13 protein-coding genes are annotated in these 15,113 nt (G+C 66.7%); 5 read left to right on the plus strand and 8 right to left on the minus strand.

The window, feature by feature from the left end; translation table 11 throughout:
- Positions 1-5 precede the first annotated feature (5 nt).
- The 3 genes from ACOOE1_RS15405 to ACOOE1_RS15415 are packed head-to-tail and all read left to right on the plus strand — an operon-like array spanning position 6 to position 4,416.
- Positions 6-593, plus strand: coding sequence for a polysaccharide biosynthesis/export family protein (locus ACOOE1_RS15405; RefSeq protein WP_420403083.1), 588 nt, complete (start codon positions 6-8; stop codon positions 591-593).
- An 8-nt stretch (positions 594-601) separates the two neighbouring features.
- Positions 602-2,986: a GumC family protein gene (locus ACOOE1_RS15410; RefSeq protein WP_420403084.1), complete on the plus strand. Its 2,385-nt coding sequence runs from the start codon at positions 602-604 to the stop codon at positions 2,984-2,986.
- Positions 2,987-3,015: 29 nt separating this feature from the next.
- Positions 3,016-4,416: an undecaprenyl-phosphate glucose phosphotransferase gene (locus ACOOE1_RS15415; protein WP_420403085.1), complete on the plus strand. Its 1,401-nt coding sequence runs from the start codon at positions 3,016-3,018 to the stop codon at positions 4,414-4,416.
- On the opposite strand, the gene ACOOE1_RS15420 is transcribed toward ACOOE1_RS15415, so the two are convergent.
- The 6 genes from ACOOE1_RS15420 to ACOOE1_RS15445 are packed head-to-tail and all read right to left on the minus strand — an operon-like array spanning position 4,410 to position 10,512.
- Entirely contained in the window at positions 4,410-5,324 is a 915-nt protein-coding gene (locus ACOOE1_RS15420) for an NAD-dependent epimerase/dehydratase family protein (RefSeq protein WP_420403086.1), read from the minus strand. The two genes, ACOOE1_RS15415 and ACOOE1_RS15420, sit on opposite strands and share 7 nt — an antisense overlap.
- Positions 5,324-6,097 (minus strand): WecB/TagA/CpsF family glycosyltransferase, encoded by a 774-nt coding sequence (locus tag ACOOE1_RS15425; RefSeq protein WP_420403087.1) that lies wholly within the window; start codon positions 6,095-6,097, stop codon positions 5,324-5,326. The genes ACOOE1_RS15420 and ACOOE1_RS15425 overlap by 1 nt, the downstream gene beginning before the upstream one ends.
- A complete protein-coding gene (locus ACOOE1_RS15430; protein WP_420403088.1) occupies positions 6,094-7,266 on the minus strand; it encodes a glycosyltransferase family 4 protein in 1,173 nt (390 codons plus the stop codon). The genes ACOOE1_RS15425 and ACOOE1_RS15430 overlap by 4 nt, the downstream gene beginning before the upstream one ends.
- Positions 7,263-8,414 (minus strand): glycosyltransferase family 4 protein, encoded by a 1,152-nt coding sequence (locus ACOOE1_RS15435; protein ID WP_420403089.1) that lies wholly within the window; start codon positions 8,412-8,414, stop codon positions 7,263-7,265. The genes ACOOE1_RS15430 and ACOOE1_RS15435 overlap by 4 nt, the downstream gene beginning before the upstream one ends.
- Positions 8,383-9,687 carry an O-antigen ligase family protein gene (locus ACOOE1_RS15440; RefSeq protein WP_420403090.1) on the minus strand — a complete coding sequence of 435 codons (1,305 nt, stop codon included), beginning with the start codon at positions 9,685-9,687 and terminating at the stop codon, positions 8,383-8,385. The genes ACOOE1_RS15435 and ACOOE1_RS15440 overlap by 32 nt, the downstream gene beginning before the upstream one ends.
- A 3-nt stretch (positions 9,688-9,690) precedes the next feature.
- Positions 9,691-10,512 carry a glycosyltransferase gene (locus ACOOE1_RS15445; RefSeq protein ID WP_420403091.1) on the minus strand — a complete coding sequence of 274 codons (822 nt, stop codon included), beginning with the start codon at positions 10,510-10,512 and terminating at the stop codon, positions 9,691-9,693.
- Between the two features lie 147 nt (positions 10,513-10,659).
- Between ACOOE1_RS15445 and ACOOE1_RS15450 the strand changes: the two genes are divergently transcribed.
- Complete coding sequence (locus ACOOE1_RS15450; RefSeq protein ID WP_420406443.1) at positions 10,660-11,286, plus strand: methyltransferase domain-containing protein; 627 nt, start codon at positions 10,660-10,662, stop codon at positions 11,284-11,286.
- Here ACOOE1_RS15450 and ACOOE1_RS15455 read toward each other — a convergent pair.
- Positions 11,276-12,892, minus strand: a complete 1,617-nt coding sequence (locus tag ACOOE1_RS15455; protein ID WP_420403092.1) for a hypothetical protein — start codon at positions 12,890-12,892, stop codon at positions 11,276-11,278. The genes ACOOE1_RS15450 and ACOOE1_RS15455 overlap by 11 nt on opposite strands.
- Positions 12,879-13,655, minus strand: coding sequence for a hypothetical protein (locus ACOOE1_RS15460; RefSeq protein WP_420403093.1), 777 nt, complete (start codon positions 13,653-13,655; stop codon positions 12,879-12,881). Before ACOOE1_RS15460 ends, ACOOE1_RS15455 begins: the two co-directional genes overlap by 14 nt.
- Before the next feature lie 68 nt (positions 13,656-13,723).
- On the opposite strand from ACOOE1_RS15460, the gene ACOOE1_RS15465 reads away from it, so the two are divergent.
- Positions 13,724-15,109, plus strand: coding sequence for a hypothetical protein (locus ACOOE1_RS15465; protein WP_420403094.1), 1,386 nt, complete (start codon positions 13,724-13,726; stop codon positions 15,107-15,109).
- Positions 15,110-15,113: the final 4 nt, after the last annotated feature.

Consider the following 15,113-nt stretch of genomic DNA (forward strand, 5'->3'; position numbering starts at 1 on the left):
GAGCGATGTGGTCTAACCTCATATTCGCATCGAACAGGCTCGCGGTATTTGCCGTGCTCGGTCTGTGCCTTGCGCTGGCCGCATGTGCCTCGTCCGAAGTCGACGAACTGCCGCCGCCCTCGACGCCGACGATTGCCGAGTACCGGCTGGTCGCGGGCGACCGGGTCGCGGTGAAAGTGTTCGGCCACGAGGAACTGTCCGCCATTGTCGATATCGCCGAGGACGGCATGCTGGAACTGCCTCTGGTCGGCAAGGTCGAGGCCCGCGGCAAGACCGCGCTCGAACTGCGCGCGCTGGTGACCGAGATCGTCGACCGGAAGTTCGTCATCGATCCGAAGGTCGATATCGCGATCGCGCGTTACCAGCCGTTCTATGTGCTCGGCGAGGTGAATACGCCGGGAAGCTACGATTTCGTGCTCGGTCTGAACATGCGCAAGGCGGTGGCCGAAGCTGGCGGCTTCACCCGCCGCGCGGCGAAATCCCAGGTGCTGCTGACCCGGCGGACGGAGCATGGGCAGACAGTGCGTGACGTCAGTCTGGATACTTCGGTCTATCCCGGAGACGTCATCGAGATCAAACGGCGCTGGTTCTAGGGGGGCGGATGGCCAACATCACGGCATTCCCGAGAAACCGCCGCGGCTCCGAAGCGCCGGCGGCGCTGTTCGCCGATCCGCTGGAGACCGGCGAGACCTTCGATCTCTGGCGTCTCGTCTCGGTCATGCGCCGGCGGTTTCTGCTGATCCTGACGGTGATGATCCTGGTGCCGTTGGCGACAGGCCTCGTGGTGTTTTCCCTGAAACCGGTCTTTTCCGGGAGCACCAAGCTCCTGGTGAACGAGTCCGGGGGGAACTTCAACATTCCGGGCCTCACCCTGCCGCAGGGGCTCGGAAGCTCCAACACCAACCTTCCGACCGAGACCGCCTATCTGAGGTCGCGGGCCTTCGCCTCGAAAGTCATCGACAAGCTCGAACTGGATCAGCTCGCCGAGTTCAATCCGGCCCTGCGGTCGGAAGAGGATTCCGCCTGGGCTTCTTTCAAGCGCGGGGTCGGAGAGCTTGCCGCCATCCTGCATCTCGACAAGACGATTTCGCGCTGGAGCGAGGCCGCCGACGCCTGGCTGGAGGCGAATCTCGGTCTCGATCTCGGAAAGCTCTCCGCCTCCGGCTCCGACACGCCCGAGAAGCTGTCCCACGAAGCCCTGTATGCCGAGGTCACCAACAATTTCCTCGATCGGCTGACGGTTGATGGCGAGCAGCTCTCGCGGGTCATCACCATCGAGTTCCAGAGCAACGATGCGACCCTCGCGGCCCTGGTTCCGAACACGGTCGCCGACCTTTTCCTCGAGCAGAAGCGCGATCAGCGCGACGAGGCGGTCCGGCAGTCCAGCCAATGGCTGACCGATCAGGTCGCCGCGCTGCAGGAACGGGTGCTGCTCTCGGAGGAGAAACTGGAGCGGTTCCGCCGCGAGGAAGGCCTGCTCGACGTCCGCGGCACGGAACTGATGCGCCAGCAGCTCATCAAGCTGAACGACCAGCTTATCCAGGCCAGCACCGAGCGGGCGGAGCGCGAGGCGCGGCTGCGTCAGGTTCAGCTGCTGATCGACCAGCCGGACGGAACGAACAGTCTGGCGCCGGTGCTCGCGTCCCAGCTCATCAACAATCTGAGGCTCCAGGAATCGCAGATACAGCAGCGTCTTGCCGAGCAGCTGACGACGCTGCGCGACGGTCATCCCGACGTCATCAAGACACGCCGGGAGCTGGAGGATGTGCGCGCGACGATCGCCGGCGAAGTGCGCAAGATCGTGCAGTCCATGCGCAACGAAACCGAGATCGCGCGGGTGCGCGAGGCGAATGTCCAGAATGCCGTCTCCGAGCTGAAGGCGACAATGGAGGGCCAGACGGAGTCGGAAATTGCGCTCCGGGCGATCCAGGCCGAAGTGGCGGCAAACCAGAATCTCTACGAGATCATGCTCAACCGGCTGGCGGCGGTGGATATCGAGGAGCGCGAGCCTGAACAGGCAGGTGCCGAGGTCATTTCCCGCGCCGTGGCGCCCCGGGTGCCGATCGCGCCGAAGAAGAAGCTGGCGGTTCTGGCCTCGGTCCTGGCGGCGATGATCCTTGCCGCGCTGCTGGCGCTGCTGATGGATTACCTGATCCGGGGCTTCAAGAACGCCAAGCAGGTGGAGCAGGCCACGGGCCTGCCGGTGATCGCAAGCATCCCGCTGTCGCAACAGGTGCAGGATTCCAAGACACCGCTGTTCGAACTGGTGCGCCGCCGCCCCGGCTCCGCCGTCGGCCAGGGCATCCGCAAGCTGCGCACCGCGCTCAACCTGCTCGGCGAAGGCAAACCGACCCGTACGGTGCTGATCACCTCCTCGATCGCCGGCGAGGGCAAATCCTCGATCGCGCTCGCTCTGGTGGTCAATGCGGTTTCAGCCGGTTTGCGGGTTCTGGTAATCGATTGCGACACGGTCAACGGGTCGGTCACCAAGCATCTGAACGGGGATGCCAGCCGCGGTCTCAAGCAGTTTCTCGAAGGCGATGCCGAGATCGAGGACGCGATCGAGTTCGATCTCGGTCTCGGGATTCATTTCGTCGCCACCGGCGGCGTGATGTCGAACTCGGACGACCATTTCGCCTCGCGCCGCATGGCCGAGCTTCTGCGCTACGCGGAGAAGAACTTCGATTTCACGGTAATCGATTCGGGCCCGGCGTCGGTCGTGTCCGACACGCTGGTTCTGGTGCCGCAGGTGGACGCCACGGTCTTTGTCATCGAGTGGGAGCGGACCCGGCGTGAGACCGCCGAGCAGAGTATCAGGGAGATCTTCGAAATCGGCGAGAATCTCTCCGGAATCGTGATGTCGAAGAACAACCTCCGGATCCAGTCGATCGATGGCGGTGCGGAAGCCTATGACGGCCAGTATTACGGCGCCGATGCAAACGTGCCCCTCGACCGCGAGGAGCGCGACTGGGCCCGTGCGCGATGAATCCGCTCCGGACCGGAACAGCCTAGCCGATGCGAAACAGATCCCTGATCTGGCTGGCCGTCTGGCTTGCGGTGCTTGAGAGTCTGACGCTCTTCGCCATAAACGTGGTCGGTTACGCGGTCAGAAACGGAAGCTTCGTCCTGCCGGAACGCTATGTTTTTGCCGGGCTGTTTCTCTGCGCTCTCTATCTGATCTGCGGCAGCAACCAGGGCAGTTACGCGTTCCGCCGCAGCGGCATCGAACGCATCCACGCGATGCAGTCGCTACGCTGCTGGCTGGTCACGATGGTGATCTTCATCGTCGCGCTGTTTGCCTTCAAGATTTCGGAGGATTTCTCCCGCTTCTGGCTCGCCGAGATGGTCGTCGGCGGCAGCCTCGGTCTCGTCGCGGTGCGAACCCTTGCCCTCGCCTGGGTCCGGAAGGCCCGGCGCAGTGGCTGGTTCTCCGCCAGCGTCGCCGTTCTCGGTTCGCCGCGTCTGGTCAGGCAGGAGACCCGCGAACTGGTGGCGGGACGGGGCGGCGCGACGCGTCTGGTCGGCGGATTCGTCGGCGACGGTCTCGGCAACGAGTATCTTCAGGGAGTGCCGCTTTTCGGCACCGAGGAGAGCCTCCATCGCATCGTCGCGGCGGGGAAAGTCGACGATGTGCTGCTCTGCTACGAGCCGGAGGACGAGAAGGCGTTCCGGGCCGCGCTCGCGCGGCTTCGCGAACAGCCGGTCAATATCCGGCTGCGGCTGCCCGACTATCTCTCCGGCATCCCTGTGCTCGGGATCGACCGGGTCGCGGGCGAGGCCGGCATCGTGCTTGCGGATGTGCCGATCGGTGGCTGGTCGAGCGTGCAGAAGCGCTGTGTCGACCTGGCGCTCGGGAGCGTGATGATCGTAACGCTGGCACCGGTGATGCTGCTCATTGCCCTCGCCATCCTGGTCACGATGGGGCGGCCCGTTCTCTTCCGCCAGCGTCGCTTCGGTTTCAATAACGACGAATTCACCATGCTGAAGTTCCGCACCATGCGGACCGTCGAGTCCGGGTCCGGAGACGCCGGGTCGCTGAAGCAGGCGACACGGGACGATCCCCGGGTCACCGCGCTTGGCCGTATCCTGCGCCGCACCAGCCTCGACGAATTGCCGCAGTTGCTGAACGTGCTCGGCGGCAGCATGACGTTGGTCGGACCGCGCCCTCACGCCGTGGCGCACAACCGGCAATATGCCGGTATCATCGACGGTTATCTCGGCCGTCACCGGGTCAAGCCGGGGATCACCGGCTGGGCCCAGGTCAACGGTCTGCGGGGCGAGACCGACACGGTCGAGAAGATGCGCCGGCGCGTCGAGCTTGACCTGTACTACATCGAGAACTGGTCCCTCGGGTTCGACCTGAAGATTCTTGCCCTGACCGTCATCGAGGTCGGGACCGGCCGGGCCGCTTACTGAACCACCGGGCGCTGCCAGCCTACTGTTTCCGCAAGCCCGTCGCCGAGCCGGGTTTCGGCCCGGAAACCCAGCAGGTCAAATGCGCGCTGCGGATCGCCGCAGGAATGGAGGATGTCGGCGGCGCGGGCCGGCCCGTGTCGCAGGTCGAGGCCCGTACCGCAAGTGTCTGCGACCGCCCGCGCCAGAGACAGGATGCTGATCGCCTGCCCCGTGCAGCCGTTCATCGTGAACGGTGCCGCCGGCTCGCGGCTCAAGGCGGCGACGAAGAGACGGACGATATCGCTTACATAGATGAAATCGCGGCTCTGCAGCCCCTCGCCGTTGATAGTAATCGTCTCTCCGGCAAGGCAGGCGGAAATAAACCGTGCGATCACCCCGCTATAAGGCGAGTTCGGATGCTGGCGCGGTCCGTAGACGTTGAAGGGCCGGATGATCGTGGCGCGCGGGCCGAGCGTCAAAACCGTACTCTCGCCCTTCAGCTTGTGCTGGCCATAGACGGAGTGCGGCGTGCAATCTGCGGTTTCGGCTATCGGGCGGGAGCCGGCATCGCCGTAGACGGCGGCGGAGGAGGCATAGACCAGAGGGATCTTTTCCGCCTCTGCCGCGGCGACGGCGTTCCGGGCGCCGCCGAGATTGACCGCTTCGGCCCGGCGCGGGTTTGCCGCCGCCGCCTCGACCGAGGCGATCGCGGCGAGGTGGACGATCCCGTTGCACTGTCCTGCAAGCGAAGCGAGATGTGTGCCGTCGGTCACGCAGCCCCGTTCGAGATCGGCCTCAGGTGGCAGATTGTCTTCGCGCCCGCTGGAGAGATCGTCGAACGCGATGACGCGGTGACCTGCCCGGACGAGGGCGTGCGTCAAATGCCCGCCGATGAAGCCGCATCCTCCTGTCACGAGATAGCGCGCCATCAGCCGCGATCCCGGCGGCACCAATGGGTGCAGAGATCGAGCAGTGCAAACCAGAGGAAGCGCGCATTGTGGACAAGATAGCGCCGGCCGAGGCGGCGCGGTTCGGCGAGCAGGCGGTGCAGCCATTCGAGGCCGAGTGCGCGGACCCATCCGGGCGCCCTCTCGAGTCGCCCGGACATGAAGTTGAAGGCGGCGCCGATCCCGATCAGCGTCGCGTCGATCCCGGCGCTGTGCCGCGCCATCCACCATTCCTGGCGCGGGCAGCCAAGTCCGACGAAGACCAGCTTCGCGCCGCTCGCATTGATGCGCTCGACCGCCTCCGGGTCGCGTTCCGGTCGTTCGGGGAGTTTCGGCGGGGACTCCCAGCCGACGACCTCGAGGTCCGGATGCCGCGCCGCGAGCACCGTCTTCAGATCGGCAAGCTCGTCCGGCAGGCCGCCGAAGAAATAGACCGCAAGCCCCTCCGCCTCCGCCTGCGCGATCAGCCAGGGGGCGATGTCCGGCCCGGCGACCTGCTCGGCCTCCGCATGGCCTTTCAGCCGCTGGACCCAGCTTACCGGCCTGCCGTCCGGCAGCACCAGAGTGGCGCCGTCGAGGACGGCGGCGAAGTCCGGATCGCTTCGCGCCAGCGACAGAGGGTGGGTTGCGGCGACGCAGATATAAGCCCGCCTTCCCGCGCGGGCGAGCGCGAGGATGGCCTCGCCGATGGTGGCAAGGGACCCGGCGGCGACCGGGCGACAGAGGACCGGGACCCTGTTGATCTCAATGGTCATGCCGCCGCCCTGCCTGCGATCAGGTCTTCGTAGAGCGCAAGCTTCGCCGCGAGGGTGCGCTCCCGGGTGAGACGGGTCTCGTACTCTTGCCGCGCCGCCGCGCCCCAGTCCCGGAGGCGCACCGGATCGGAGAGCGCGTCCGCGATGCCGCGCTCCATCTCTGCGGGGTCGAAGGGATCGAACACCCGTCCGGTCCGGCCGTCCTCGACGAGTTCCCCGAGGGCGCCGATCCGCGAGGCGGCGACGGGCAGGCCGGAGGCAAAGGCTTCGGCCAGCGTCATCGGGAAATTCTCGTAGCAGCGCGACGGCAGGACGCAGAGTGCGGCGCGCCGCATCTCGGCGGCGATCTCTTCCGCCCCGAGCATGCCGAGCGCGACCGCGCGGCCGTCCCGGACAGCGGCATCGAGCGCCGGCCGGTCCGGTCCGTCGCCGACCACCCGGAGCGGCGGCCAGTCCTTGCGCCAGATCTTCAGCAGGGCGGCGATACCCTTTTCCTCCGAGAGCCGTCCGACATAGAGCGCGCCCTCGCGGTGACCGGAGCCCGGCGCGGGAGCGAACGCGATGCCGGGGCTGTTGCCGATCACCGCGATCCGGTCCGCCGGAAAACCGCCGGCGATGAAGCGACCGCGGGAGAATTCGGTCAGCGCGATGAAGCGGCCGGCGGCGCGGTCCCAGGTCCCGCTACGGCGATGCTGGTCGATCATCCGGGCAAGTGCGAGGGAGCCGGCGAGCGAGTTCCGGTAGCAGCGGTGCAGCACGGCCTGGTAGGGGCTCGCGCCGATGCAGTCCTCGCAGATCCGCCCGTCCCGCATCAGCAGGGCCGAGGCACAGATATTGCGGTAGTTGTGCAGGGTCTGGACCACCGGAACGCCGAGGTCGCCGGCTGCGTCGTAGAGCGACGGGGTGATCAGCGGAAAGAGGTTGTGGGCATGCACGATATCCGGCGCCGCGGCCGCGATTTCGTCGCGCAGCGTGCGCCGGAGGGCTTCCGTTCCGGGAAGGCACCATGCAGCGCGCACCGCATCCCAGGTGGAACGGATGGCCGCATTGTCGCGTTCGAGCAGGGCGACTTCGTGCCCGGCGGCGCGCAGCACCGCCATTTCGGTGTCGACGACACGGTCCTCCCCGCCGGACTGCTGATAGCGGCAATGGGCGAAAAGAATCCTCATGGGCCCCACACCGCGTCGAGCGCCGCCCGCATTCGCCGGAGGGTATTGCGGTGAGAAAAGCGCTCCGCCGTGTGTCGCGCCTCCACCGCCATGGATTTGCGTTGCCGCGGCGACGAGTCGAACGCGCGGGCAAGCGCCGCGTCGGTTTCTCCCGGGTCCAGCGGATCGAACAGCCAGCCGTTTTCGCCCTCTGAGATCATTTCCTCCGCAGCCTGTGCGCGGCGGCTTCCGAGCACCGGAAGGCCGGCCGCCATGCCTTCGTTGACGACGAGTCCCCATTCGTCCGCAAGGGTCGGAAAGACCAGAAGGTCGCGGCCGGAGAGCAGACCGGGGATCTCCTCGTAGGAGCGGTTGCCGAGCAGTTCGATTTCGAGATTGGTGGGTCTGTCAGCGGCTTCGAGTCCGGCCCGCTCGCGACCGTCGCCGACGAGGCGCCAGTGCAGCCTCCGCTCCGGATTCGACCTGCACCAGATGGCGAGCCGCTCGAGAAAGGGCAGCAGGCCCTTGCGCGGGATCAGGGCGCCGACAGAGACCAGGCGGAGCACGCCGTCGGGATCGGGCCCCGCCGCCGGGAGGCCCGCGAAGCGGTCGAGATCGGTCGACTGATGGATCGCGAATATGCGGTCGGGCGCAAACCCGATGCGCTCCAGATACCGCGCCCCGGAGGCCCCGTTCGTCAGCGCGCCGTCTGCCAGTCCGGCGATCAGCCGCCGCAGCGCCGTGCGCAGCATCCCGCGCCCGCGTTCGGTCTGCTCCGACACCGTGGCCCAGACCAGCAGCCGGGTGCGGTGGCCGAATAGCGGCGCGAGCCGGCGATAGAGCCCGGCCTGCAGGCTGCGCAGTCCGAACTCGCCGCTGACCACCACGTCCGGGGCAAGGCATACGAGGCGCGGCAGCAGATCACACGAGAGATGGATCGTCAGATCCTCCGAGAATCCGTCCGGATGGCGCCGCCGGTAGGGCAGGGCGATGGAGCCGGTGCGCCGGACGTCGAGTCCGCCGGCCTTTGCTTTCCACGGCCGGTCCGGCTCCATGTCGGTCGAGACGAGGACGGTCAGCCGGCGGACCTCCCGCTCGAGCGCCCGGAGGAGGGCCACCCGGTAGGGCGGTACGAAATTAACGAGCAGAGCGACGGAGCAGCGGGGCATAGGGCAGTGATCCGAGCACCAGGCCCGAGAGAATGAAGATGGGAACCATGTTGTAGAAATAGATCAGCACATTGTCGGTCAGCATCAGCGCGAGCAGGGTGATCTGCGCCAGGCCGGTGGCGGCGCCGAGCGACGTCTCGCGCGCGCCCCACTGCTGGAACCGCCTGTACTGGCGACGGCAGGCGAGCATCATGGTGCCGAAGGCGCCGAACCAGAGCAGCAGGCCGATTACCCCGTAATCGTGCCAGATTCTCAGATAGTCGTTGTGTGGCTGTTCGATACCGGCATGCAATGTCTCCAGTGCCTCTGAACTCGAGGCCGGACCCTTCCCGATGATCGGTGCCTCCAATGCCGAATTGATGACCGTTGTCCAGGCCGCGATCCGGCCCATCGTGTTGATCTTGACGCCGCCGACCGCCGCCGAGAGATCGCCCGAGAAAAAGCGCTGCTTCAGCGGCTCGAAATTGAGCAGGAGGAACGCGGCGAGGCCGATTGCGGCGGCAAGGATCGCGATCAGCCGGATCCAGCCGGCAAAGCTGTTCAGCCGCATCTGCGCCAGTATGAAGACGCCCAGCCCCATTCCCATCGCCGCGCGCGAGAGCGAGAGCACCACGACGGTGTAGAGGAAGAGCGCGAGCCAGAGATCGCCCCGCGAGCCGTGGCGCCAGTAGCCGCAATGGATGGCGATGCCGATCAGGAGGAAACCGGCGAGCGAGCGCGGCGCGAAGATCTCGGTATGCCCGAAGCCGAAGACCGGGATCGCGAGCACGTAGATCACCGCCGGAATCCAGATCGCGATCAGAACCGCGCGGACGATGGCCCGGCTCGGCGAGCGGATGCTCATCGCCACCTGGGCGGCGACGATGAAGGCGAGAATGCTGGAGATGATGACGACGGTGTTCTGAATTCCCTGAACGGTCACCCGATAGAAGATGAAACCGTAGGCGATCCAGGCGGTGAAGAGCAGGAATACGAAGACAGGCCATCGCGCCTCGCGCACCACGTAGGGCCGCATCAGGAAATGCATCACCAGCAGCAGCACGAAGAGCAGGGAGAGAAAGCCGCCGAGCGAGATCGCCGGAATGACCCGGAACTGGGCCGGGATGGTGACCAGCGCCTGGGCGAAGATGATCGTCATCAGCAGCGACACGCTGAGTGGTGCGGCCTGCCCGAGCCGCCGCGTCTCCAATGCGGTCCGGTACATGGAACGCTGGATCCGGGACGAGGGTGCTTCCCGCGTGTCGGCGTCGTTCGGAGGCCGGCGGTTCCCCATGGCTCAGGCCGCTCCCAGCCGGGGGCGAACCTGATGCGCCAGCGCTTCCGCACCCAGCTTGGCCGACCGGGCCGCCGCCGCAAGCTGCGCCCAGAGCGGGATCGCCATTTCGGCACGGGCCTCGGCGCGGATACGGGCGAGGGCCTCCGTATAGGCCCGATGGCTCTTCACCGCGAAATAGCTGTCGGCGCGGCGCTGCCGCAGGCAGGTAACGGCACTGCTCTGCCGGATGCCGCCGGCGCGAAGCAGGCGGAAATAGAACGCATAATCGACGCAGATATCGAGGCTTTCGTCGTAGCCGCCGGCCGCCTGCCATGCCGTGCGCCGGAACAGAGCGGTTGAATGTACCAGCCGGTTGGAGACATAGAGCGCCGCCGGGGTGATCTCGGTCTCGATTGCCGGCGCCGGGTCAGCCGGGGGCGGTGCGGGCGGCGTGCCCTCGAATACGAGCGCCTCGGTGCAGGCCATGGCGAGGCCCGGATCCGCCTCCATCATCGGCAGGGTGACTGTCAGCCGGTTCCGGAGCGCGATATCGTCCGCGTCGAGGATGGCGATGTAGCGTCCGCGCGCCGCACCGATCGCCCGGTTGAGCGCGGCCGCCCGGCCGGCGCGCTCCTGGCGGATGACGACGAGGTTCGGGATCTCCATTTTCAGCGCTTCGGCGGCGGCGGCGGTCTCGTCGGTGGAGCCGTCGTCGAACAGCAGGATCTCGACCGACCGGTTTCCCTCCATCGCCGCCGCCGAGCGCAGCGCGCGGGCGACGAAGCGCTCGGCCTGGAAGGCGGTGGTCACAACGGAGACGGTCGGGGTTTCGTCCGCCGGCATGGATCCTCTGAAGACAGCGCGAATCGGAAGCGTTTAACCTATCAGATCGGCCCCGCCTCGTATATCGTGCGAGACGGTGACTTATCGTGATTTCTGAACCGCTTGCACCACATTTTTGTGCGTACCGGTTAAAAGAACGTGAGCAGGATGGGCCTCAGGCAAAAGATCTCGGAGCTTTTTCTCCGTCCTCTTCGGGACAGGGCAGCGGAACGCAAGCTGCGCGCGGCGGCCGAAGCGGGCGAGCCGCTCCGCATCGTGCTTGGCGGTGCGGCACCGGAAACCGGTTGGCTCGGCTCCGATATTGGCTTCTTCGATGCCACCGACCCGGCCGCCTGGGCGGACCTCGTCGGCGCCGAGGGAAAGGTCGAACGGCTGCTGGCGGAGCACGTGTTCGAGCATATTCCGCCCGAGCGGATACCGGCAGTGCTGGAGAACGCCCACCGCTACCTCGAACCCGGCGGCACGATCCGGATCGCGGTGCCCGACGGGCACAATCCGGATCCGGACTATATCCGACATGTGGAACCCGGCGGCATCGGCCCCGGTGCCGACGATCACAAGCAGCTCTTTACCGTCGAAAGCCTGGGCGCGGCCCTCGCGGCGGCCGGTTTCAGGGTGGAACCGCGGGAATGGTTCGATGCAGAGGGCCGGTTCCACGAGGAGCCCTGGATCGAAGAGCGCGGCCATATCCATCGCTGCCGGCGCTTCGGCACCCCCGACAAGAGCTTTCCCTCCTCGCATCTCTCGCTGCTGGTGGACGGGATCAAGGCGTAAGAAGGATCCGGCAGACCGCCCGTGCGATCTTCCCTTTCGGCGGGGGAGGGATTGTGCGGGACCAGACCCGCAGTCTGCCCGACATGCCGTATTGCGCACCGGCAGCGGGAACCGGGGCGAGAGGGGCTTCAGCGATCAGGCGGCCACCTTCGAGGGAGAATTCTGCGCCGTGCGCTCCGGTATCGGTCGCGTCGGCAAGCGGGAGCCACGGCAGATGCAGCAGATCGCCGTCCTTCCACACGTTCACGGTCAGGGCATCCTCGATCGTCACCGCGTCGGCCGCGAAGCCGAAAGTGCGCTCAAATCGCAGGGTTCCGGTCTCGCCGACGATGCGGTTCGGTCCGGCCCAGCGAAACAGGGCGCCATCGAGAAGAGGGCGGAAACTGCCTGAAGCGTCTTCGAAGACCGGGAGGGGCAGGGCGAGCGGGCCATAGATGCTCCCGGGCAGTTTCTCTCCGCCATAGGATGGCAGGGGGCGTTGGCCGGAGGCCGTCACGATATAGGGCTGCGGCTGGGCCGCTGCCAGCTCCGCATGGGGCAGGGTGACGATGGCGGCATAGGCCGGGTTGCGGAAGATCCGGATGCCGTCCCCCAGGCTGTCTTCGTCGGGCAGCGGGTCTGTCGCCGGCGGCCGCGCCACTCCGTCGAGCTGCTCCGCCGCGAGTTTCAATATCGCCCCCGAGAAGGCGAGATAGTCCGGCCCGTTGTTATAGGAATGCCAGCCGATCCGGTTCTGATGCGGATGCACCGGTGCCGGGTCGGTTTCGGTCCGCGCATCGTTTCCGTCGATCATGAGCGGCAGGGCGCCGTCCGGGCCGGTGGCGCGTTCGAGGCGCTGGACGATCGCCTGCAACAGCGTCTCGGCGCCGGGCGCGGCAAGCCCGAGCCGGATGCCGAATGCAAGTGCCAGTGCCGCCGCCGCATAGCCGAAACTCTGGAACCGTCCGCGCCCGACGGCGTTGACCTCTCCGCCGTGCAGTGCCGTGCGTTGCAGGGCCTCGAGCGCCGCCGCGAAACGGTTGCGCAAGAACGTGGAGCCTTCACCCAGCACAGCGATCTGGTAGCCGAGCAGCGCCGCCATGAAGGCATGGTATTGCTGTGTCGGCGCGCCCCGCTGGTCCTCGATGAATCCGTCCGGCTGCTGATGGAGCGCGAGGACGAACCGGCGCTCCAGGCGCCCGAACCAGGGCCCGGCCCCGTGCCCTTCCAGGATCCTGACCGTGCTCCGCAGCAGCATCCAGTTGGCGACGCGGGTGCCGACGAAGCGCGGCCTGCCCAGAATCTCGATGCTGTCCGCGAAGCCGGCCGCCGGCCCGGGCCGGAACAGGTCGGCGAGCGCGAAGCGGACGAACTCCCAATGATACGGGTTCTGCCAGGCGCCAATGCGCGCGCGCTTGTCCTGCACCCGGAGCCGCTCGAGGCCAGCCGTCAGATCCTCCCCGAACCGCTCCGGCCAGCGGCGCCAGAGCATGCAGGCGAAGGCGGTGCCGTAGAATTCGGTCTCCCGGAAACCGTGGCGCCGGTCGCACCGGTCGGCCAGCGCGCCGGCGATGCCGTGCGCGAGGGCGTCGAGGCGGTCGGCGGGAGAGGCCTCAGACGTGGTCAAAATCCAGCTCCATCGCCAATGTCAGGGTCTCGCCTTCGGGCACGCCGGCAAGCCCGCTTGCCTGCAGCTGCAGCGCACCGGCGCCGCCGCGCTCCGCGGCGTACCAGAGCGCCCGCCCCACTCCCGGCAGGGCAAGCAGTGCGTGGCTCGCAGCGTCGGGCAGGGAGAGCCGGAAAAACCGGTTGAACCAGCGGATCCAGAGCTGTGCATAGGGCGCTTTCGGCAGCAGCCGGGCGTGCACGACCCAGCCCTCCGGCGAGTCGCGGACATAGAGCACCTGCTCGAACCAGGGCCCGGTCGCCGCCTCCGTCACGCGGACCGTCAGAGTTCCGTGCTGGCCGGACAGCCTTGCCGACCGCACCGGATGCTGATGGTAGATGTCGCGGCCCTCGTGGCCGAACCGTTCGCCGCCGATCTCGGCCTCGGCGAAGGAACCGGCGGAAAAAACAGCGCGCAGGACAAAATCCTGGAAGAGCGAGGGCGAAAGCGTGGTAAGCGAGGCCCTGAAGGCAAGCCGCCGCGGGCTGACGGCAGAGCCAACCGTCGCGTTCCAGGCGCCCTCGGCCATTTCGACGGAGATCCTCCGCTCGCCGGTTTCGGGGCCGATCAGGGGCGCGTGATCGTCTATAATGCGGGCGCCGTATCTTTCGGGCGCAAAGGTGAAGAACGAGTGACGGTCGGCAGTTTCAATTCCAAACGCGGTGCCTTCGATGGCGCCGATCCGAACCGCGGCCGGTATTCCCTCAACCCAGTCGCACTCCATCCGATCCGCCTCATGCCTGTCCGCCCGGCCGGCGCAAAGTCAACCGGCGGTTTTCCGGGAGCCAGCATATGACGAGCGGCCACGATCCGCAAAGCACCGAGCCGCCGACCTTGCCGACCGCGACCGGAACTCTTGCCCGTTTCCTCGAGAGCCCGCGCAGCTATGCGCTCGTCGTTCCCACGGTCAATGTCTGCGTCGCCGCGACCGGGCTGTTCATTCCCTGGTTCATGGAGCCGGTCTCGTTCGGCCAGTTCATCCTGATCTCGACCTTCGTGCAGTATCTCTGGCTGCTCGATCTCGGCACCTCGCAGCTGATCACCCGGACCGCGGCGCGGATGAAGCAGGCGGGGATGGGAAAACCCGCAGGCGTCCGGATACAGGGTATGCTCTGGACCCGGTTCTATCTTGCGGCGATCGCCATAACGTCGGCGCTTCTGCTCGCCTATTTCTTCCGCAATTCCTTCAAGGTGCCGCTGCCGATGCCGGCGACGCTGCTCGCGATCACCGCCGGCGGCGTGCTCTTCATCCTGATGGGACATCTCGCGCTCTATCGCGGGCTCTCGAACTATGTCCAGTTCACCGCGAACAACGCGATCGCCCAGGTCGGCCTCACGGTGCCGCGGGTGCTGGGGCTGTTCTTCGGCGGTCTGTCCGGCTGTTTCTCGGTTCTGATTCTCTGGTTCGGCGGCATCGCCGTGAACATGCTGCGGCGCGACCCGCTCGATATCCGCTATCGCCCGAGCGTCCCACGGGTCCGTCGCACCATCGTCGTGGCCTTTCCGCTCTTTGTTTCCGTCTCGCTCTGGAGTTTCTTCATGATGGCGAACCGCTGGTTCGTCGCCCAGCTTGCCGATCCGGAAACCTACGGTCAGTTCTCCTTCGCCGCGGCCGTGCTCGGCCTCTACGCCGGAACCTTCGGTACCATCGCCCAAGCCTATTATCCCAAACTCTCCGCCGAAGCCTATGCGGCCGAACCCTTCGCGCTCTCGCCGCGCGTCGTCAATGACGCGCTCAAGCTCGCGCTGGTGATCTCGGTGCTCTCCAGCATCGGCGTGCTGACCGCCAAGCTGATCGTGCCGCTGGTCTACAGTGCCTATGCCGAAGCGGTCCCGGCGCTGAAGATCTTCCTGGTCGCGGGCATCCCGATGATCATGGCCTCCTGGCTGATGCCGATCGCGATGTCGGCGCGCACCCGTCCGAGCCGCGAGATCGTCACCGTCTATCTGCTGGCGATCGGCACGCTCTGGGCCGGCACCGTCATTGGCTACCGGATGGCCGAACTCGAAGGCGTCGGCGTCGGGGTGATCGTCGCCTCCTATGTCATGCTGGGCGGGCAGGCGATCCTGCTGCGCCGGAGCCGCGTTCTGTCAATCCGGGACGCGGCCCGGCTGGTCGCCACGGTGGTGTTGTTGAGCGGCAGCGTGGCCCTGCTCAGCGTCTATGTCGCACCCTGATAGC

The sequence above is a fragment of the Nisaea sp. genome (assembly GCF_965216895.1).
Taxonomy (GTDB): domain Bacteria; phylum Pseudomonadota; class Alphaproteobacteria; order Thalassobaculales; family Thalassobaculaceae; genus Nisaea.

Excerpts from the sequence above, each read along its gene's own strand:
- ACOOE1_RS15405 (WP_420403083.1), top strand. The coding sequence starts at position 6 with ATGTGGTCTAACCTCATATTCGCATCGAACAGGCTCGCGGTATTTGCC.
- ACOOE1_RS15410 (WP_420403084.1), top strand. The coding sequence starts at position 602 with ATGGCCAACATCACGGCATTCCCGAGAAACCGCCGCGGCTCCGAAGCG.
- ACOOE1_RS15415 (WP_420403085.1), top strand. The coding sequence starts at position 3,016 with ATGCGAAACAGATCCCTGATCTGGCTGGCCGTCTGGCTTGCGGTGCTT.
- ACOOE1_RS15420 (WP_420403086.1), bottom strand. The coding sequence starts at position 5,324 with ATGGCGCGCTATCTCGTGACAGGAGGATGCGGCTTCATCGGCGGGCAT.
- ACOOE1_RS15425 (WP_420403087.1), bottom strand. The coding sequence starts at position 6,097 with ATGACCATTGAGATCAACAGGGTCCCGGTCCTCTGTCGCCCGGTCGCC.
- ACOOE1_RS15430 (WP_420403088.1), bottom strand. The coding sequence starts at position 7,266 with ATGAGGATTCTTTTCGCCCATTGCCGCTATCAGCAGTCCGGCGGGGAG.
- ACOOE1_RS15435 (WP_420403089.1), bottom strand. The coding sequence starts at position 8,414 with ATGCCCCGCTGCTCCGTCGCTCTGCTCGTTAATTTCGTACCGCCCTAC.
- ACOOE1_RS15440 (WP_420403090.1), bottom strand. The coding sequence starts at position 9,687 with ATGGGGAACCGCCGGCCTCCGAACGACGCCGACACGCGGGAAGCACCC.
- ACOOE1_RS15445 (WP_420403091.1), bottom strand. The coding sequence starts at position 10,512 with ATGCCGGCGGACGAAACCCCGACCGTCTCCGTTGTGACCACCGCCTTC.
- ACOOE1_RS15450 (WP_420406443.1), top strand. The coding sequence starts at position 10,660 with ATGGGCCTCAGGCAAAAGATCTCGGAGCTTTTTCTCCGTCCTCTTCGG.
- ACOOE1_RS15460 (WP_420403093.1), bottom strand. The coding sequence starts at position 13,655 with ATGGAGTGCGACTGGGTTGAGGGAATACCGGCCGCGGTTCGGATCGGC.
- ACOOE1_RS15465 (WP_420403094.1), top strand. The coding sequence starts at position 13,724 with ATGACGAGCGGCCACGATCCGCAAAGCACCGAGCCGCCGACCTTGCCG.